The sequence below is a fragment of the Chryseosolibacter histidinae genome (assembly GCF_018598225.1).
GTDB classification, from domain to species: Bacteria; Bacteroidota; Bacteroidia; order Cytophagales; family Cyclobacteriaceae; genus Chryseosolibacter; species Chryseosolibacter histidini.
Window position 1 is genome coordinate 212,430 of sequence record NZ_JAHESF010000003.1, and the last position, 19,007, is coordinate 231,436.

15 protein-coding genes and 3 tRNA genes are annotated in these 19,007 nt (G+C 50.9%); 14 read left to right on the plus strand and 4 right to left on the minus strand.

Annotated features, from left to right (window positions below):
• Positions 1-86: 86 nt before the first annotated feature.
• The 9 genes from KK083_RS04375 to KK083_RS04415 all read left to right on the plus strand — a co-directional run bounded on the left by KK083_RS04375 (position 87) and on the right by KK083_RS04415 (position 12,695).
• Positions 87-1,271: a sialidase family protein gene (locus KK083_RS04375; protein ID WP_254161079.1), complete on the plus strand. Its 1,185-nt coding sequence runs from the start codon at positions 87-89 to the stop codon at positions 1,269-1,271.
• 18 nt (positions 1,272-1,289) lie between these two features.
• Positions 1,290-2,369: a family 43 glycosylhydrolase gene (locus KK083_RS04380; RefSeq protein ID WP_254161080.1), complete on the plus strand. Its 1,080-nt coding sequence runs from the start codon at positions 1,290-1,292 to the stop codon at positions 2,367-2,369.
• The gene (locus tag KK083_RS04385) at positions 2,362-3,375 is read left to right on the plus strand and encodes a glycoside hydrolase family 43 protein (RefSeq protein ID WP_254161082.1); all 1,014 of its coding nucleotides are present in this window, start codon (positions 2,362-2,364) and stop codon (positions 3,373-3,375) included. The genes KK083_RS04380 and KK083_RS04385 overlap by 8 nt, the downstream gene beginning before the upstream one ends.
• A gap of 58 nt (positions 3,376-3,433) precedes the next feature.
• Positions 3,434-4,474, plus strand: a complete 1,041-nt coding sequence (locus KK083_RS04390; protein WP_317195211.1) for a glycoside hydrolase family 43 protein — start codon at positions 3,434-3,436, stop codon at positions 4,472-4,474.
• 4 nt (positions 4,475-4,478) lie between these two features.
• A complete protein-coding gene (locus tag KK083_RS04395; protein WP_254161084.1) occupies positions 4,479-5,492 on the plus strand; it encodes a glycoside hydrolase family 43 protein in 1,014 nt (337 codons plus the stop codon).
• A 24-nt stretch (positions 5,493-5,516) separates the two neighbouring features.
• Complete coding sequence (locus tag KK083_RS04400) at positions 5,517-6,617, plus strand: glycoside hydrolase family 2 TIM barrel-domain containing protein (protein WP_254161086.1); 1,101 nt, start codon at positions 5,517-5,519, stop codon at positions 6,615-6,617.
• A gap of 196 nt (positions 6,618-6,813) precedes the next feature.
• Positions 6,814-8,502 (plus strand): tetratricopeptide repeat protein, encoded by a 1,689-nt coding sequence (locus tag KK083_RS04405; RefSeq protein ID WP_254161088.1) that lies wholly within the window; start codon positions 6,814-6,816, stop codon positions 8,500-8,502.
• 161 nt (positions 8,503-8,663) lie between these two features.
• A complete protein-coding gene (locus tag KK083_RS04410) occupies positions 8,664-11,009 on the plus strand; it encodes an ABC transporter permease (protein WP_254161090.1) in 2,346 nt (781 codons plus the stop codon).
• Positions 11,010-11,270: 261 nt separating this feature from the next.
• Positions 11,271-12,695 carry a T9SS type A sorting domain-containing protein gene (locus tag KK083_RS04415; RefSeq protein WP_254161092.1) on the plus strand — a complete coding sequence of 475 codons (1,425 nt, stop codon included), beginning with the start codon at positions 11,271-11,273 and terminating at the stop codon, positions 12,693-12,695.
• 77 nt (positions 12,696-12,772) lie between these two features.
• Here the strand turns inward: KK083_RS04415 and KK083_RS04420 are convergent.
• From KK083_RS04420 to KK083_RS04435, 4 genes are all read right to left on the minus strand, one after another.
• Positions 12,773-12,854 (minus strand) — tRNA-Leu (locus KK083_RS04420).
• An 88-nt stretch (positions 12,855-12,942) separates the two neighbouring features.
• Positions 12,943-13,026: transfer RNA gene (locus tag KK083_RS04425), tRNA-Leu, on the minus strand.
• Positions 13,027-13,136: 110 nt separating this feature from the next.
• Complete coding sequence (gene crcB, locus KK083_RS04430) at positions 13,137-13,520, minus strand: fluoride efflux transporter CrcB (protein WP_254161094.1); 384 nt, start codon at positions 13,518-13,520, stop codon at positions 13,137-13,139.
• 2 nt (positions 13,521-13,522) lie between these two features.
• Positions 13,523-13,594, minus strand: a tRNA-Thr gene (locus tag KK083_RS04435).
• A gap of 78 nt (positions 13,595-13,672) precedes the next feature.
• Between KK083_RS04435 and KK083_RS04440 the strand changes: the two genes are divergently transcribed.
• From KK083_RS04440 to KK083_RS04460, 5 genes are all read left to right on the plus strand, one after another.
• Entirely contained in the window at positions 13,673-14,113 is a 441-nt protein-coding gene (locus KK083_RS04440) for an RrF2 family transcriptional regulator (protein ID WP_254161096.1), read from the plus strand.
• A gap of 189 nt (positions 14,114-14,302) precedes the next feature.
• Positions 14,303-14,935: a peroxiredoxin gene (locus tag KK083_RS04445; RefSeq protein WP_254161098.1), complete on the plus strand. Its 633-nt coding sequence runs from the start codon at positions 14,303-14,305 to the stop codon at positions 14,933-14,935.
• A gap of 224 nt (positions 14,936-15,159) precedes the next feature.
• Positions 15,160-16,482, plus strand: coding sequence for a TolC family protein (locus KK083_RS04450; protein WP_254161100.1), 1,323 nt, complete (start codon positions 15,160-15,162; stop codon positions 16,480-16,482).
• Between the two features lie 7 nt (positions 16,483-16,489).
• Positions 16,490-17,620: an efflux RND transporter periplasmic adaptor subunit gene (locus KK083_RS04455; protein WP_254161103.1), complete on the plus strand. Its 1,131-nt coding sequence runs from the start codon at positions 16,490-16,492 to the stop codon at positions 17,618-17,620.
• Positions 17,621-17,694: 74 nt separating this feature from the next.
• A complete protein-coding gene (locus tag KK083_RS04460) occupies positions 17,695-18,939 on the plus strand; it encodes an ABC transporter permease (protein ID WP_254161105.1) in 1,245 nt (414 codons plus the stop codon).
• The last annotated feature ends 68 nt before the right edge of the window (positions 18,940-19,007 follow it).

Below are 19,007 nucleotides of genomic sequence, written 5' to 3' on the forward strand. Positions count from 1 at the left end.
CAGGGAGTGCGCCGGGAAACTGGCCACTTCCTGCTCTTTTCTGACTTCCCATCAAACATTATATTACCAAACAAACTTCGTATAACGTGGCGGGTATTTCACTGTATTGTTTTTTTTGGCTGATGGCGTGTCTGACACCTGACCCCGGTGATCCGGTAAAAAGAGAAAAGCCTGTTGATACCATCCGCATCGCGTGGGACCGGACCACGTTGCAACATCTCTCGCCTGAAGACGCGCGTTACGCCGGCTATGCCCGCATGATCGTGCTGCACGATGGCAGCCTGTTTTGTGTTTACGAGTGTCAGGGTGCAACACACGCGATCCGCAGCTATGACAACGCTGTTTCCTGGACCAAGTCGGTGATCATCGCAGCGCCGGAGAATGAGATCAACCGCGTTGTGCCCGAAGTGTTGCAGTTGCAAGATCGTAGCCTACTGGTATCCTACAACCTTCGCCCGGGGGGAAACAACACCGATCCTTCAAAACGGTTCGCCATTGAAGTCCGGCGTAGCGTTGACGGTGTGCGCTGGTCTGAACCGGTGCGTGTGTATACGGCAGGCCATGAATTTATCAACGGCTGCTGGGAGCCCGCACAGATCCAGCTTCCTTCAGGTGAGATCCAGCTGTTCATCGCCAACGAAGCGCCCTACACGCAAAGCGATGAGCAGGAGATCACCCTGTTCCGCTCGAAGGACAATGGAGCAAGCTGGACCGCCGGTGAGAAGGTGAGCTTTCGCAGCGGGTTTCGCGATGGCATGCCCGTGCCGTTGCAACTGAAGAATGGAAAGGAGATCATCATCGCCATCGAAGACAATGGTATAGATGGCACCTTCAAACCCGTGATCATCCGCACGCCGGCCACGGGGGCCTGGAAGAATGCACCGGTGCTGGCAAACAGCAAAGACCGCTCGCATGCATTGGATACACGAAACCGTGTACCCACCGACGCGTATGCCGGAGCACCCTACATCCGCCAGCTGCCCTCAGGGGAGACCCTGCTATCGTATCAAAGCACTGAGTGGCGTAACAATGCCCCGTGGGATCGCAGCGACATGGTAGTGGCAATCGGTGATTCAGAAGGAAGGAACTTCAACTACAAGTCCAGGCCATTCAATTTTTCCGATTCAACAAAAACCTGCCTGTGGAATTCCATAACAGTTTTAAACGACACCACCGTGATCGCCCTCAGCTCCACCAACGCCTTCTCTGATAAGACGGGCGTTTGGATGATCAAGGGTTATGTACAACGTCCTGCCCATGCTCGACGATAAACCTATCGATTTAAAAAAATGAAACGCACCTGGATCATAAAAAATATTTGTATTGCACTGACGGTGATGACGGTTTTCGTTCACTGCAAAAATGACGACCCTGCTACCGACAAAAAAGAGGAACCGATCCCGGAAGGATATTACAAAAATCCGGTGTTCATACCCACGTTTGCCGATCCTACGGTGATCAAAGCCAGCGACGGATTCTTCTATGCCTACGCCACGGAAGACGGATGGGATTATGGCGCACCGGCACATATCGTTCCCGTGATCCGGTCGCAAGACCTCGTGACCTGGGAGTTCATGAACGATGCTTTTGTCACCAAACCGTCGTGGAAAAGTCCCGCCTTTGTCTGGGCGCCCGATATCAACCTGGTCAATGGCAAATATTATCTCTACTACTCTCTTTCGTTGTGGGAAGATCCGAACCCCGGCATTGGCCTCGCCGTCAGCGACTCGCCTGTCGGTCCATTTGTGGACAAGGGAAAAATACTGCTGAGCAACGAGGTGGGTGTGGGCAATTCCATCGATCCATTTTACTACGAGGAAGGCGGCAAAAAGTATCTTTTCTGGGGAAGCTTCCGCGGCATCTATGGCATTGCGTTAACAGATGACGGCACCGCGATCACAGGCACCAAGTTCCAGGTGGCCGGCGACTGGATGGAGGGCACCTACATTTTTAAACACAACAACTACTATTATCTCTTCGGCTCCAACGGCCATTGCTGCCTGGGCCGGGAGACACCTTATAAAGTATTGATCGGAAGGTCATCGTCTATTGAAGGACCGTACGTCAATCAACAGGGGCAAAGTTTGATCACAAACCAGGGAAATCTTTTTCTCGAGGGCGATCCCTCCCCCGGAGTCACTACCGGTTTTGCAGGACCAGGGCACAACGCCGAGATCGTCACTGATGACAATGGCACTGACTGGTTTCTCTATCATGCCGTTGATAAGGGCCGGCCGCTTCTTCCCAATGGTGCCACACGGCGGCCTCTGATGATCGACAGGATCGAATGGGTGAACGACTGGCCTAAGATCGAACTTAGCGAACCCAGTGAGACAGCGCAACCTAAACCCGTGTTTTTGAATGACTAGAAAAATATTGCTAATCCTGGCGTTGCTGATCTGCGTGACCGGCCTGAAAGCACAAACGAAGCAGACTTTTACCAATCCGCTCCTTCCCTCGGGTGCCGATCCCTGGGCCATTTATCACAACGGATATTACTACTATACCCACACGCTGGGCACCCGCATCGCGCTCTGGAAAACAAAAGATCTTTCTGCCTTGAAAGATGTCGCACCCAAAACGATATGGACGCCACCGGCCGCGGGTCCTAATTCAGCGGCTATATGGGCACCAGAGCTTCATTTGCTCGACAACAAATGGTATATCTACTACACCGCTACTGATAAGGCAAACAAGGGTGACGCCAACCGTTATGTGTTCGTGCTTGAAAATACATCAGCCGATCCGCTGGAAGGCACCTGGGTAGACAAAGGGAAAGTGAACACCGGATACTCCGGACTTGACGGTTCTGTTTTCGAACATCGCGGCATCCGTTACTTTATGTACTCGGCCTATGTCGGTCCTCAGAGTGTGCTGGTGATCGCTAAAATGAAAAACCCATGGACATTGGAAGGAACACAGGCCATCATCGCCTCTCCTACCCTGCCGTGGGAAAAATTCGGCGGCCGCGAAATACTGGAAGGTCCGGAATTCCTGGCAGGCAAGAAGGACGAGGTGTTCATCGCCTATTCAGCGAGCGCCTGCTGGGCCGATGAATATGCCCTGGGCATGCTAGTCGCCAAAAGCTCCGCCGACCTGCTGGATCCACACCAATGGACAAAATTAGCTTCGCCTGTATTCCGTCAGTCACCGGAGCATAACGTATTTGCTACCGGGCACAATGCTTTCGTCGTGTCAGCGGATGGAAAAGAGCATTGGATCCTGTATCATGCGAATACAGGTGCCGGTCAGGGATGCGACCACCGAAGATCGCCCCGCCTGCAACAATTCTTATGGAAAGAAGATGGCCGGCCCGACTTCGGTGTGCCTGTAAAAATCGATTCCGTATTAACGGCACCCACTCGGAATGACTAGTATTATCACGAAATTACCAGAAGAAAAATTGACAGACAATCACAAAAACGATCACCACATGATGAGACGATTCCTTTTGATACTGCTTGTAGCCGGCACGTTGGTTTTACCTGCGTCCGGCCAGCGGGCGGTCTTTACCAATCCTTTGCTGCCTTCCGGCGCCGATCCGTGGAGCATTCACAAAGACGGATATTATTATTACACGCATACCCTGGGTAACCGCGTCGATCTCTGGAAAACAAAAAGTCTTGCCGACCTGAAAGCAGCCGAACGCAAAACCATCTTTACACCACCTTTCGGTACATCGTATTCAAAAGAGCTGTGGGCACCTGAGATCCATTTTCTACGGGGCAAGTGGTATGTATACGTGGCAGCCGACGATGGCAAAAATGACAACCACCGGTTGTATGTACTGGAGAACTCATCCGCTGATCCGATGACCGGAACGTGGGAATTCAAAGGAAAAATTTCCGATGCTTCGGATAAATGGGCCATCGATGGCTCCGTGTTCGAACATCAGCAACAACTATACATGGTGTGGTCAGGATGGGAAGGCAACACCAACGGTCGCCAGGATATTTACATCGCACGGCTGAAGAATCCCTGGACCATAGACGGGCAGCGGGTAAAAATATCACAGCCGGAATACGCATGGGAGCGTCATGGCGACCTGAACGATCCTAACAATCCCCCACACGTAGACGTGAACGAAGGCCCGCAGGTGTTGGTGCACGGCGACAAACTCTTCCTCATCTACTCGGCCAGCGGCTGCTGGACAGATTATTATACACTCGGCATGCTCACGGCTTCGGCGAAAAGTAATTTGCTAGAGGCAGCCTCGTGGACAAAATCAGCCGAGCCTGTGTTCAAACCTGTTCCCGAAAATCAGGTGTATGCACCGGGCCACAATTCGTTTTTCAAATCGCCCGACGGCAAAGAAGACTGGATACTGTACCATGCCAATCCTGAAGCCGGCCAGGGATGTGGCGGGCATCGATCACCCCGCGCACAGAAGTTTACCTGGAAAGCTGATGGCACTCCCGATTTCGGTACACCTGTGAGGGAGGGAGAAGCATTACCCATACCCTCAGGAAGATAATTGCATGCGAGTAAGATATTGTTTCTTCACCTGGCTCATCATCACCGCTGCGACAGCCAGTGCTCAGAACACGTATACTAACCCGGTATACGCTTCGGACTTTGCCGATCCTACCGTGATCCGCGGCCACGATGGTGTATTCTACGCGTATGCCACCAACTCGGGAAGCGGCTCGGCATTCCGCAACATCCAGGTGGCGAAGTCAGACGACCTTGTCACGTGGAGGCTGGTGGGCGATGCACTTCCGCTAAAACCGGTATGGGCCGACCGTGATTTCTGGGCACCGCATGTTTTGTATGACGCCGTCAGAAAGCAATACTTTCTTTATTACTCCGGCGAATCACCCGATGAAAAAACCGGAAAGTGCATCGGAGTAGCCGTCTCCGACAAACCCGAAGGGCCTTTCAGGGACACCGGCAAACCACTCGTTTGTGGGGAGAGTTTTATCAACATCGATCCCATGGCTTTCGATGATCCCGTTACAGGGCAGAAGTGGCTGTATTGGGGTTCGGCCCACCTGCCCATTCATTTACAAGAATTGGCGGATGACCGTGTATCCTTCAAAACAGGTACCCGGCCCGTTGACGTTGTGTCGGCTTACAGAAACTCTGAATACAGTAAGCTGATCGAAGGTGCCTGGTTACACTACCACAATGGATACTATTATCTCTTTTACTCAGGCGATAATTGCTGCGGCGACAAAGCCAACTACGCCGTGATGGTATCGCGTGCGCGGAAAGCTGACGGTCCGTTCGAAGCATTCGGCAATGTACCTGGAAAAGGAGGCACTCCTATCCTGGCAAAGAATACAACCTGGCTCGCACCCGGGCACAATTCAGTGATTACCGATGATGGCGGCAACGACTGGATCGTGTATCACGCTATCGGTGCAAGTGCTGCACTGAAAAACAAGGGCCGCGTTATGCTCATCGACCGGTTGCAATACCGGGATGACTGGCCGTATATAAAGACGCAGAGCCCGGCTACAACGCCGCAGCCCGCGCCTGTGATCAAATAACAAAACCAAAAACCGTAATACTATATGAAACAAGTAAAACAACTGTGGCTGATATTGCTCGTGTCGGTCGCGCTGTTCTCCGGCTGCAGGCAGGAAGCACAGAAAGAAACCCAGGTAGCGCCACAACCGGTAGCCCGCGAGATATGGACGAAAGAACAAGCGGCAGATTGGTACAAACAGTGGGGATGGCTGCGGGGCGCTGACTTTATTCCCAGCACTGCCATCAACCAGCTTGAAATGTGGCAGGCCGAAACATTTGATACCGCCACCATCAACCGCGAGCTGGGCTGGGCCGAAGGCATAGGCATGAACTCCATGCGCGTATACCTCCATCACCTGGCATGGAAAGTAGACCCCGAAGGTTTCAAGAACCGCATGGACCAATATCTTTCCATTGCTGACCGTCATCACATCTCTACCTTATTCGTGTTCTTCGACGATTGCTGGAACCCCACCTACCAGCCCGGCAAGCAACCCGATCCGAAACCAGGAATTCATAACTCAGGTTGGGTGCGTGACCCCGGTGATAAACTTCACAGCGACACAACATTGATGGCTACGCTGGAGCAGTATGTGAAAGATGTGCTTACGCGATTTGAAAACGATAAGCGCATTGTGTTGTGGGATGTTTACAACGAGCCCGGCAACTCGAAGTATGGCAACAAATCTATGCCCTTACTGCAGGCCGTATTCAAATGGGGCCGCGAAATAGATCCTTCACAGCCATTGTCGGCCGGCGTGTGGAACAAAGAGCTGGTAGACCTGAACAACTATCAGCTTGCAAACTCAGACGTGATCACCTATCACAATTACAGTGATCCCGCCGATCACAAGCAATGGATCGACAGCCTGCGCACCTATGGACGTCCGTTGATCTGTACCGAGTACATGGCCCGCACCCGTGGCAGCCGTTTCGACAATATCATGCCGATGCTGAAACAGGAGAACATCGGCGCCTACAACTGGGGCCTCGTGTCAGGCAAGACCAATACGATCTTCGCATGGAGCGATCCGCGTCCCGATGGCAAAGAACCACCCGTATGGTTCCACGACATTTTCCGCAAAGACGGCACACCTTATAAAAAAGAAGAAGTTGCCGTGATCAAAAAGCTCACCGGTAAATAATTATTGCAAGCCGTTGCACAAGACCTGCAGCGGCTTGCTTCCTGCCCTTCATCCATTTCAGAATCCGTCAGGGCATTTGAACCTGATGAAATTTAAGGTAATTTTAGATCATAGTCGGTAGTATTTGCAAGAAGTCCATCACGCTCATTGGACTACTATCATTGGGAGACATCATTCAATCCATAACCCAATCACTATGAGAACCCTTCTAAAATATTTCTGTTTCTTAGTCCTGATCGCCATGATGTGTGACTGCAGCGGGAGCAAAAACCGGGAGACACTGCAGCGCGAATTGCAGTCCATAGACCTGATGCGAGGTGAGGTCACCCTTTGCGGTTCCGGCGCTGACGAATTCGGCAAGGTAGAATTCGCCCAGTCGTGCCTGGAGAAAGTCAGGGCTGATTTCAACCTGGCCACGGCGCTGCTTCACTCGTTCGAGTATCCGGAAGCAGAAAAGGTTTTCGTAAAAGTGATCGATGAAGATCCCAACTGTCTCATGGCTTACTGGGGCGTGGCGATGAGTAACTTTCATCCCCTGTGGGCACCGCCATCAAAAGAAGAGCTTGAAAAAGGCACCCGGATCATCGGACTCGCCCGTTCGCTCGAGAGCAAATCCCAAAAAGAATCGGATTACCTGGAAGCCGTGGCAGTGATGTTTACCGACTGGGATAAGATCGACCACACCACACGCCTCCAGAAATTTGAAAATGCAACCGAGAAGATCTATCAAAAATATCCTGACGACAAGGAAGCTGCCATCTTCTACGCGCTTGCATTGCGCGCAGCCTCGAGTCCTGAAGACAAGTCGTTCGCCAAACAACGCAAGGCCGGTGAAATATTGAATGCCCTTTTTTCCGCCGAGCCCGATCATCCAGGCATTGCCCATTACCTGATCCACACATTCGATTATCCCGAGCTGGCAGAGCTGGCTTTGCCTGCCGCCAGGAAGTATGCCTCCATCGCTGCAGCATCGGCCCACGCCCAGCACATGCCGTCTCATATTTTCACACGGCTTGGCTTGTGGGATGAATCCATTCAATCGAATTCAAAAATGATCTCAGCGGCACAATGTTATGCAGAAAGCTCTGGTATAAAAGGCCATTGGGACGAGGAGCTTCACGGCATCGATTACATCGTATACGCTTATTTGCAGCAGGGAAGAGACAGCATCGCCGGAGACCAGGTTGCCTATATGAGCACGATCAGCGAAGTCTTTCCCATCAACAATAAGGAGGCCTATTCTTTTGCCGCGGTTCCCGCAAGGTATGCCCTGGAACGCAGAAGCTGGAAAGAAGCTGCAGCCCTTCAGTTGAGGCCTGCTAATTTCCCCTGGGATAACTACCCGTGGGAAAGATCGATCATTTCCTTTGGCAGAGCATTGGGGGCCGTGCACACACGCGATCTCAATTCAGCCAGGGCGGCACTGGCAGAATTAAAAGCCAACCATGCCACGCTGTTGGAAAAAGGTAAGACGTATCAGGCAAGACAGGTGCAGGTGCAGATGCTGGCATCAGAAGCCTGGATCCAGTTTTTACAAGGCAATAAAAAAGAAGCCGTCAGGCTGATGACAGAAGCCGCGGAGCGTGAAGACGCTACTGAAAAAGATTCTGTAACACCGGGAGAGGTTGTACCTGCCAGGGAATTGCTGGGAGATCTGTACCTGGAAATAGGCGAGCCAACCAAAGCGCTGGAAGCATACGAGGCAGATCTTAAAACACACCGCCGGAGATTCAATGGGTTATATGGTGCCGGCCTTGCAGCTTCAAAATCGGGCGACACAAAAAAAGCAATCACATATTATCAGGAGCTGATAGAAACCGCAAAGCTTTCGGAAGGCAGGGCTGAGCTGGAAACTGCAAGATCGTTTTTGAGGAAGCATATGTAAGTAGGTTGGAGTCTACCGCCCGGCTCCGAACAATTTCGACCTCCAGCGCACAGCGATGTGATCTCAAACCCGCGTATTATGCCAGAATAGCATTTTTATTCTGGACCAATCTTGGCATGCGTTCAATGGTTAAGCGACGGCATCTTTTAACCATAAGAAATATGCTCAAACAGTATTTGACAATTGCCTTCAGGCACTTCAGCCGGTACAAAAAATATACATTGATCAATACCGCCGGGTTAAGCATGGGGCTGGCCTTGAGCATGTTCATTTTATTATGGATCACGGATGAGTCACGGATTGACAAATTTCACCATGAAGGTGAACGGATATACCGCGTGTTCAACAATTATACGTACTCAGACGGAGCCATCACAACCGGGTATCTAAGCCAGAGCCCACTGGCCGAAGCTGTGTTGAATGAGATACCCGAAGCGCAACAGGCGATCCGCGTCTCACCTCTTTTTCAGTCTTTGTTTCAATTTGAAAATGTTGGCTTCAGCGAGTCAGGATACTATGCTGATCGCCCGTTCTTTGAAATGTTTACCTTTCCTCCGGTTAATGGCAATCTTACTGATCCGCTTCCCGATAAAAATTCAGTAGCCATCTCACAATCGTTGTCCAATAAGCTTTTCAAAGGTCAAAATCCGATCGGCAAAATTCTGAAAGTCGATAAGCTCCACGACCTCAGGGTCACGGCCATTTTTGCAGACCCACCGGCACATTCGTCGTTGAAATTTTCATTCGTCATTCCTTTTGAAGTGTTGCTCGATGACCAGCCCGGATTGAAGGGGTGGGAAAACAATTCGCTGTTCACTTACATAAAATTGAAACCAGGCACGTCGTTAAAAACAGTCAACCAAAAGTTAAACGCCATCTTTAAAAAGAATTGTTCTTCATGCAGGAATGAATCATTCCTGTTTCCATTCGAAGACCTGCATCTTTATGGACAGTTCAAGGATGGGAAAGCGTCGGGTGGCCGTATTGAATATGTAAGGATCTTCATTTTTACAGTTCTTTTTATTCTGTTCATGGCGTGCGCCAACTTTACCAATCTCGCCACAGCACAGGCAACTACCCGCTGGCGTGAAGTGGGTGTGAGAAAAGTTGCCGGAGCACATAAAAGAATGCTCATCCAGCAATTCTTAGGAGAATCCGTATTCCTTTCAACGGTCAGCTTCGTTTTCGCCATTGTCGTCGTTGAGCTGCTAATGCCTTTTTTCAATGGACTCACCAATAAGAATATCTCGCTTTTTGAAGACACCACTACCCTAATGAGCTTCGCCGGCGTTACACTTTTTACCGGCCTCCTTGCCGGCACTTATCCCGCATTCTATCTGTCATCTGTAAAACCGGTTCATGCGCTGAAGGGTATGTCTTACAGCAGCCAGCTGGGTGGGTTGCGGAAGAGCCTCGTCATTTTTCAATTTTCTCTTTCGGTGATACTGATAGCGAGCAGCTTCACCGTTCACAAACAAATAGCTTTCGTCCGCTCCAAAAACCTGGGGTTTGAAAAAGAGAACATCCTGACATTTACATTGAGTGAAAACGTGGCCAGCAGTCTCGACGGTTTTAAAACACAAGTGAAACAGATACCCGGTGTTGAAGCTATTGGCCTTGCTAACCAGCAGCCCTTCCGGGTGCTCCGGTTCTGGAACGATATTTCATGGCCGGGAAAATCCAAAGACCAAACGATTTCATTTGATGTATTAACCTGCGACGAAGGCTTTATACCAGCGTTGAAAATACAACTTATAGAAGGGCGGAATTTTACACCTGAAGACCGGGAGGATTCAAGGAACTTCATTATCAATGAAACGGCGGCAGCTATCATGGGATTGAAAGATCCCATCGGCGCCTCCATTTTCACAGGGTCCGATGAAGGAAAGGTCATTGGACTAGTAAAGGATTTCAATCACACCAGTCTACACCGGAAGATCGGCCCATTATTGATCAGTCACAGAGACAACAACCGATTTGTTTTTGTAAGGATCACCGGCAAGGCAGCAGAGTCATCCATAGCACAACTTCAGCAATTACACAAAAAGCACGACCCTGATTCTCCCTTTCAATACCAGTTTCTCGGTGAGACTTTCAATCGCGAATATGAAAGCGAGAATGTGATGGGAACGCTATCCCTTACTTTCGCAGCCATTGCGATCTTCATTTGTTGCATCGGGTTGTTCGGTCTTGTTTCTTTTGTCATTGAACGAAGATCAAAAGAGATCGGCATCCGGAGAGTGCTGGGTGCCGGCGCCAATACCATTGTTATACTACTCTCCAGAGACTTCATCTTCATCATCCTCATTGCGCTTGCCATCGCGCTTCCGCTGGCGTTTTACATAGCAAACCAGTGGCTGCAGAATTTTGCATACCGGGTAGACGCAAACTGGGACGTGTTTGCCGCTGCCGGGGCAGTTTCTGCATTTGTTGCATTGGTCACCGTGAGTGCAGAAACATTAAAAGCTGCCATTGCCAATCCTGTGGATTCTCTGCGAAACGAATAGGGCGCTGTTCTTTTAAAGAACCGATGCGCATTTTAAAGACTCGGCTGGAGTGCCAAAAAAGGTTCTGTGCATACCCATTCCGTTGCTTCGGCGAATAGTGGCGCCAAAACCCGACATTGATTCTTGCAACATCAAAAATTATTGTATCTTCATTTTCATGCGATTCGGAGGCTGTCCGGGCATTTTCTGTAGCCATGGTTATGCAGGTAGCCTTACCGGTGCGATGGTATTGAATCGTTAAATGAATCTTAAGCCGTGTTTATGAAAATCAGCGCTACTCCTCGTGTTTACCATTCTGCAAAAGTTCTTTTCGCTGTCTTATTACTGATCCTTTCAGTCCAGGTTCATGCGCAGGTTCCAGGCGCCACCAATAGAACCATTTATACACCGATGGGACAGGCAGTCGATGCACTGACCAATCCTGAGAACGCCGATATCAGAGATTATGCCCATAACGGTAATATACAACAGATCACACAGCACAACTGGCAGGTGCAGCTCGAGAGCGCCCCTACAACCACTTCGCAGTGTCACGGCTGGGCATGGTCTATTTACGCCGGCGGTCCCGCGGTTGAGATCAACGGCGATGTACGAAAGTATTTCACCAACGACGCTGTGGAGGAGATCGCGCCCATGACAGAAGACAACTGGGAAGAAGGCGTGATCATCGTGTTTGGTAAAAACATGAGCGTGCCGGTACATTCTGCGGTCACGACCAGTGAATACGGCTTTGTGAGATCAAAATGGTGGTACGGCGCAGTATACAAACATAAGCTGGAGGAGCACCCCTGGGCAAGTTATGAGCAGGGCTGGTATCGCGTGGCCATGAACGGCAGCAAGAAGGTGTGTGGTTTCGGCTCAACGCCAACGTATTCCACAACGTCATCCATACCTGGCGCCAGCTATGCCTGGAAGTTGTCAGGCACACCCGTCGGCGGCAATTCAAGCTCGGTATCGGTACAACATTTCTTTACACCCAATACCATTAAACACCTGAGCGTGGAGATCCAGTGCCCGCTCTCCGGCACCACGATCAAAAGTTTCAGGAGAATATGCTTCGGCGAAAACAGTGGATACGTTCCAGGCTCGTATTATATCATGGGCTCGCAGGATAACTCAACGCTCTGTCCGTATACCAGCTACACCATGTATGTGAGTGCCCCATGCGTGGCCTCAGGGTTCACTTATACGCTGCCACCGGGATTCACCGTCAACTGGACATCAGGAGGCTCGATGTCATTCAGCACCGGATCCGGGGGAAGCGGAACGATCGAGGTAAGTGCCAACGTCTGGTGCTCCAGCTACCCGAGCACCTGCTGCGAACCTGCGCCAGGCACGAACGTAGCCATTGCCTTTGCTTATGTAGACACTTCGAATCCATATTGCGGGTGGTCCATGTCCGCATCGCCCAACCCGGCGAAGGATTACATTGATATTGAAACCGGCAGTGAAAAAAGCAAAGATGCCTCGATGAAGGAAGCCAGCGTAAGCCTCACGTCATCTGAAGACGCGGGCGAGTGGTACCAGCTCACCGTTTACAATAGCCAGCAGATACCAGTGTTCACCACAAAAAGCAGAGACCGAAAAGTGACCATCAACACGCAGCAGATACAAAATGGCATCTACATCGCCGAAATAATCCGCGGCAAGGAAAGGATCTCCAAACGTTTTGCGGTGAATCATTAGAGAATCAAGTGGGGAGATAGACGAAAATCCCTAAAAACAACAGAGCCACCCCGATGATATCGGGATGGCTCTTCTTGTACCGAAGGAGGGACTCGAACCCTCACGTCTTGCGACACACGCCCCTGAAACGTGCGTGTCTACCAATTCCACCACTTCGGCGTTCCTGAGTTTCAAATTTAAAGTTTAAAGTTTCAAGTTGAGTGGCTCCCCAACTTTAAACTTGTAACCTCAAACTTTCAACTTCCTGTGCCCAGGACTGGACTCGAACCAGCACACCGGTTAAGGCACTACCCCCTCAAAGTAGCGTGTCTACCAATTTCACCACCTGGGCTATTGGGGTGACCGTTTTTCAACGGGCGACAAATGTATAAAGGTTTGCCAATTTTCACAAACCCGCTTCAAACTTCGTTGTTTTTAAATTTTTCCTGCCCTACATGGGATCTATGAAAGGTTCTTTCCGAGCGCCAGGCCGGCAACTACTGCCAGGAATCCGGCAACCAGTGTTACGGCCGTATAAACCAACGATGAAGTAATGACCTTTTGCTGCAGGAAGTTCACGTTTTCAAGGGCAAACGCCGAAAAAGTGGTGAATCCCCCGCAAAACCCCGTTCCAATGAGCAGCCGCATGCTTTCACTGTCAGCGGTTTTACGGATCAACCAGGCATAAAGCACCCCCAGGATGAATGAGCCCACGATGTTTACCGTAAGTGTTCCATAAGGGAACGGGGCGCCAATTTTTTCGTCCACTGCCCTGGCCGTTACATAACGGGCGACGCTTCCGAACATGCCTCCGATGGCCACCAGCAGAAGTTTATAAAAAGTCATTGAGCCGAGAATGGGATTTGAACCCACGACCTGCTGATTACGAATCAGCTGCTCTACCGCTGAGCTATCTCGGCAACGGGCGGGCTTTGCGGCCGCTCCTAAAGTTATATTGCTGGAATGTAAAGACAAAGCTATAACTTACATCCCGATCTATGCTTTCAAAGAAATGTAAATACGCCGTGCATGCCCTGGTGCACATGGCCAAAACCCCGAAAGAGAAATTCCTGATCAAAGACATTTCAGATGCCTGCTGCATTCCCAAAAAATTCCTGGAAGCCATCCTGCTCGACCTGAAAAGGGCCGGTGTGCTGGGCAGCAAACAGGGCAAGGGAGGCGGTTATTTCCTCCGGCGGGAGCCATCTCAGGTAAACCTGGCCGAAGTTGTGCGCCTTTTTGATGGGGCCATAGCAGCCGTGCCCTGCGCTACCTTCAAATTCTACGAACGCTGCACCGAATGCGTGGACGAAGATACCTGCGCCGTAAGAGACGCCTTCCTGCAGGTCAGGAACGCCACCGTTGAAATGCTGAAAGCCAGCACCCTCGAAGACCTCGTTAAAAAAGAGAATAAGCTAAAAGCCAGGAAACGGAAATGATCTTTTTCCGTTAGAACTTAATATTTCTCAATTAATATCTACTAGTTTAGTAGTCATTTAGTATAATTGGGCTCCGATGCGCGATCTCATGGCTTTTTGAGGCCTCCAGGCCTACATTTGCCCAAAACTAATTTCGGATCGGATCAGTTTATCTATAACAACTTTGTTAAACCTTTAAATCATACCATTATGTCAATCAGACTAGGCGATCTCGCACCCGACTTCACCGCTGAAACCACCGAAGGCAAGATCAATTTTCACCAATGGCTGGGCAACAGCTGGGGTGTATTGTTCTCTCATCCCGCCGATTTTACGCCCGTATGCACCACAGAGCTGGGCTCAGTAGCCAGACTTAAGCCTGAATTTGAAAAGCGCAACGTGAAGGTTATTGCCATCAGCGCCGACCCGCTCGATTCACACAAGAAATGGATCGGCGACATCAACGAAACACAGAACACAACGGTAAACTACCCCCTGATAGCAGACCCCGAGTTCAAGGTGGCCAACCTCTACGGCATGGTTCACCCCAACATCGACAAGTTCACGGTAAGATCGGTCTTCATCATCGGCCCCGACAAAAAGGTAAAGCTCATGATCACCTACCCCGCCTCTACCGGAAGGAATTTCAACGAGATCTTACGGGTGATCGACAGCCTGCAGCTCACCGCCAACTATAGCGTGGCCACACCTTCCGATTGGAAACAAGGTGAAGACGTGATCATCACCGCGGCCGTAAAAGACGAAGATATCCCGGCCAAATTCCCGAAAGGGCATAAGCGGATTAAACCGTATTTGAGGACAACACCTCAACCGAATCTCTAATAACGAAGTTTAAAGTTTCAGATTTAAAGTTTAAAGTTGAGGGTGTGCCCATCCCAACTTTAAACTTTTAACTTTTAACTTGAAACCAACCCAACCGGCAACCGGTAACCGGCAACCAGTTCAATCTTCTTTTCCCACACCTCACCAACCCTTAACCACACCTCGCTTTTTTAATCTCATCCCGCAGCAGGTTATGCCCGTACCTTAGATCAAAAGCTTACGGCATGAAACCTGTTCTTTATCTGCTTTTGATCCTTGGCGGCACCTGTTTGTACGCCCAGACGCAGTTCAACTCCCTGAACGAGTGCCTGGAATACAGCAGCCACAACAATGCTTCGCTGAAGATCGATCACCTGAACGAAGAGATCAGCCACGAAAAGGTAAAGGCGGCCTGGGCTGCGCTGCTGCCGCAGGTGAAAGTTTTCGGCAACCTCGACAACAACCTGAACCTGCCTGTACAGCTTGTGCCCGCTCAATTCCTGGGTGGACCTGAAGGTGAGTATGCGCGGCTAAAGTTCGGCACGCAATACAACGCGAGCTATGGCGCAGAGGCTTCCCTGTCGCTGGTGAATGTTTCCAGTTGGAAGAACATCCGGTCATCCGTTCATGGGCAGCAGGCCGCAGCATACCAGGCCAAAGACCATGCGCTCACCATTCGTGAGCAGATCATCACCGCGTATTATTTTGCCCTGCTGAGCCGCGAAGCCATTGCCCTGAACCAGGACCTGGTGAACGCTGGCGACAGCCTCGTCACCGCCGCCGAAATAAGACTTGGCAATGGACTGATCGAGCCGTTGGAATTTAATCGTGTGAAGTCTCTGTACATTGAGAGCCTGCAACAACTTCGCGAAAGCCAGGGAGCTTACGCCAGGAACCTCAACACGCTGAAGTCACTCTGCGGCCTTCACGAAAACGACACACTGGTACTTCAGGAGAACATCGCCCAGTTCATGCAGCAAAACCACACGCCAGCTTCATTGGAGATCACGGCACAGCAACTGCCACGCTACAGCATGTTATCAGCCCGGCAACGGCAGGCACGCGAAGACTTACAACGTCAGCGTACCAAAGCACTGCCGGAGCTTTCGCTCTTTACACGGGTGTCGCGGCAAACCTTCAGCGATGAGTTCAACCTCTTTTCTTCCGGGCAACCCTGGTTCGATGTAGCCGTGGCGGGCTTGCGGGCAGAGTGGACATTGTTCACCGGCTTCAACCGCCAGTCTACCGTACGCCAGGCGGCCATGCAATCAGAGATCGCCCGTTATGAGCTTGACAACTATACGGTGCAAGCCGAAAAAGAGCTCGAGGAATTGAATATCAACCAACAAGTTGCAGCGCATGGCGTGGGCCGTTACCAGGAACATTATCAGCTCAACGCCATCAATTACAGGATCGCGGGTGAAAAATATACCCAAGGGATCTATACCATAGACCAGTACGTGACCATCTACCAGGAGATGGTGCGCTCGCAGAACCAATATCTGGGTCAGCTTGCCAGCTACCTCGTGTATGAATCCATTGTACAATCCAGGAACGCATTGAAGTAAAACGAATATGAAACCAATCAACAGGCCCAGGGCCGCAACGATCATCTTTTCGACCGCATTGTTCAGTGCAACACTCACCGCGTGCCAGCAGGAGAATGGTGTGAAACCCGAAGTGAAACCCCTGATGGAAGCTGTGTACGCTTCAGGGTTTGTGGTGTCCAAAGATGAATACGAGATCTTTGCGCAGGTGGAAGGATACCTCGCGGACAAGCTTGTAAATGACGGCGACGCTGTTAAAAAAGGCGAGCCGCTTTTTGTGATCGAGGCTGGCCAGCAGTCGGCCCGTTACCGGATGGCGAAAGAGACCTTTGACCTGGCAGCAAAAAATTACCGGGACGGCTCTCCTGTGCTCGCCGAGCTGAAAGCCGCAACAGAGACGGCCCGCTCAAAGATGCAGTTCGACTCCCTGAATTTTGTACGGTACGCGAACCTGCTGAAAGGCAACGCCACATCCCAGAGCGAGTATGACCGCATCAAGCTGTTGTATGAGAACTCACGCAACGAATATGTGCTGCAGAAAAGCCGCTTTGAAAGAACGAAGAATCAGACATACCTCGACTGGCAGAATGCTAAAAACCAGCTTGTGATCGCCGGCGACGAATCGGGCCGCTACATTGTGCGCAGCGATGTTGACGGGCTCGTGTTCATGACCGCCAAAGAAAAAGGAGAAATGGTGCGGCGCAATGAAGCGATTGCCGTGGTGGGCAAGAAAGATGCTTTTTATCTCCAGCTGAACATCGATGAGCTCGATGTGCAGCGGGTGCGCGAAGGCCAGGAGGTGCTGGTCAAGATCGATGCCTACCCCGGTAAAATTTTCAACGCAAAGCTCACCAAAGTTTACCCTATGGTGGATCGCCGCCAGCAGGCGGTGCGCGCCGATGCAACACTTAATGAAACCCTTCCGGGATGGTTCTCCGGGCTGGCGCTCGAAGCCAACATCATTATCCGCAAAAAAGACCAGGCCATCGTGATCCCGAAAAATAAACTGCTGCCCGGGGACTCGGTGATCATTCAGTCTGACGAAGGATCCAAAAAAGTAAAAGTGACCAAAGGCATCGAAACACTGGACGAAGTCGAGATCGTCGAAGGGCTTGATACCGGGGCCAGAATTGAAGGGGTTACAGAATTAAAGAATTAACCCGTGGCTTTTCCTAATCCTGTCTCTCCGGTTAATCAAAAGTGAATTATATCCAATAATCCTTAAATCCTGCTATGAGATTAGTAATTGACATTGCAAGGACTCACCTGATCAGCAAACCCCGGCAGACGATCATTGCCATGCTGGGTGTAACGTTCGGCATCGGCATGTTCATTGCCATGGTGAGTCTGATGACGGGATTGAACAACTTCACGGAAGAGCTCACCATGACCTCTTCGCCTGACATCCATATTTATCACGATGTTACCGAGAGCCGTCCTTCCGTCATCGAGCAGGTGAATGTGGGTGGCATCAACAAAGTGCATCATCAGAAGCCGAAGAACGAGACGCCGAGACTCCGCAATGCGCACCAGATCGCCGCGCTCATCCGCAGGGATCCGCGTGTGACCGGCGTTGCACCTTCCATCTCGTCGCAGGTATTTTACAACTACGGTCCAGTGCAGCTCAGTGGCAACATCCTGGGTGTGGATATCATTGAAGAAGACAAGCTGTTCGAGCTGCGCGAAAAGATGAAGGAAGGCAGGATCGAAGACCTGAAAGCCAATCACGACGGCATCATCATGGGCAGGGGTCTCGCCCGCAAGCTCAACGCCCGTACGGGAGACCGCGTGGTGATCACCACACCCCAGGGCTACACGATGACGCTAAAGATCGTAGGCGTATTCCAGATGGGACTCGGCTCCATAGACAATGTGAGAAGCTACGCTAACCTCTCGACCGTGCAAACCATTTTACAACAGGATCACCTCTACGTGACCGACATCAATATCAAGCTTAAAGATCTTCTGCTGGCAAAATCCATTGCGCCTGGCTACCAGCGCATGTACGGCTACAAGGCCGAAGACTGGGAAACCGCCAATGCTACTTTCCTGACGGGAAACATCATCCGGAATATCCTTACTTATTCGGTGTCCATCACGTTGCTGATCGTAGCAGGGTTCGGGATCTACAACATTCTGAACATGACCATCTACAACAAGATGAAAGACATCGCCATCCTGAAAGCGATGGGCTTCGCCGGCAGGGATGTGAAGCAGATCTTCATGATCCAGTCGCTGGTGATCGGTTTCATAGGAAGCCTGTTAGGCCTGGCCATAGGGTATGGGTTGTCGCTGCTGATCGCGCAGGCGCCGTTCAACGGGGGCGACTTCATCAGCCTGGACCACTTCCCTGTGAACTTCGACCCGAAGTACTACATCATCGGCATCGTGTTCGGTGTAACCACTACCGCTTTCGCGGGATACATGCCTTCGCGAAAGGCTTCGAAGATAGATCCGATCGAGATCTTGCGGGGGTGAACGAGTCGATGGGTCGATGGTCGATGGTCCATAGTCCATGGCCGTAGTCCCCGGAATCTGTACGCGGA

Excerpts from the sequence above, each read along its gene's own strand:
- KK083_RS04390 (WP_317195211.1), top strand. The coding sequence starts at position 3,434 with ATGATGAGACGATTCCTTTTGATACTGCTTGTAGCCGGCACGTTGGTT.
- KK083_RS04410 (WP_254161090.1), top strand. The coding sequence starts at position 8,664 with ATGCTCAAACAGTATTTGACAATTGCCTTCAGGCACTTCAGCCGGTAC.
- KK083_RS04445 (WP_254161098.1), top strand. The coding sequence starts at position 14,303 with ATGTCAATCAGACTAGGCGATCTCGCACCCGACTTCACCGCTGAAACC.
- KK083_RS04450 (WP_254161100.1), top strand. The coding sequence starts at position 15,160 with ATGAAACCTGTTCTTTATCTGCTTTTGATCCTTGGCGGCACCTGTTTG.
- KK083_RS04455 (WP_254161103.1), top strand. The coding sequence starts at position 16,490 with ATGAAACCAATCAACAGGCCCAGGGCCGCAACGATCATCTTTTCGACC.
- KK083_RS04380 (WP_254161080.1), top strand. The coding sequence starts at position 1,290 with ATGAAACGCACCTGGATCATAAAAAATATTTGTATTGCACTGACGGTG.
- KK083_RS04405 (WP_254161088.1), top strand. The coding sequence starts at position 6,814 with ATGAGAACCCTTCTAAAATATTTCTGTTTCTTAGTCCTGATCGCCATG.
- KK083_RS04460 (WP_254161105.1), top strand. The coding sequence starts at position 17,695 with ATGAGATTAGTAATTGACATTGCAAGGACTCACCTGATCAGCAAACCC.
- KK083_RS04400 (WP_254161086.1), top strand. The coding sequence starts at position 5,517 with ATGAAACAAGTAAAACAACTGTGGCTGATATTGCTCGTGTCGGTCGCG.
- crcB (WP_254161094.1), bottom strand. The coding sequence starts at position 13,520 with ATGACTTTTTATAAACTTCTGCTGGTGGCCATCGGAGGCATGTTCGGA.
- KK083_RS04385 (WP_254161082.1), top strand. The coding sequence starts at position 2,362 with ATGACTAGAAAAATATTGCTAATCCTGGCGTTGCTGATCTGCGTGACC.
- KK083_RS04440 (WP_254161096.1), top strand. The coding sequence starts at position 13,673 with ATGCTTTCAAAGAAATGTAAATACGCCGTGCATGCCCTGGTGCACATG.
- KK083_RS04415 (WP_254161092.1), top strand. The coding sequence starts at position 11,271 with ATGAAAATCAGCGCTACTCCTCGTGTTTACCATTCTGCAAAAGTTCTT.
- KK083_RS04395 (WP_254161084.1), top strand. The coding sequence starts at position 4,479 with ATGCGAGTAAGATATTGTTTCTTCACCTGGCTCATCATCACCGCTGCG.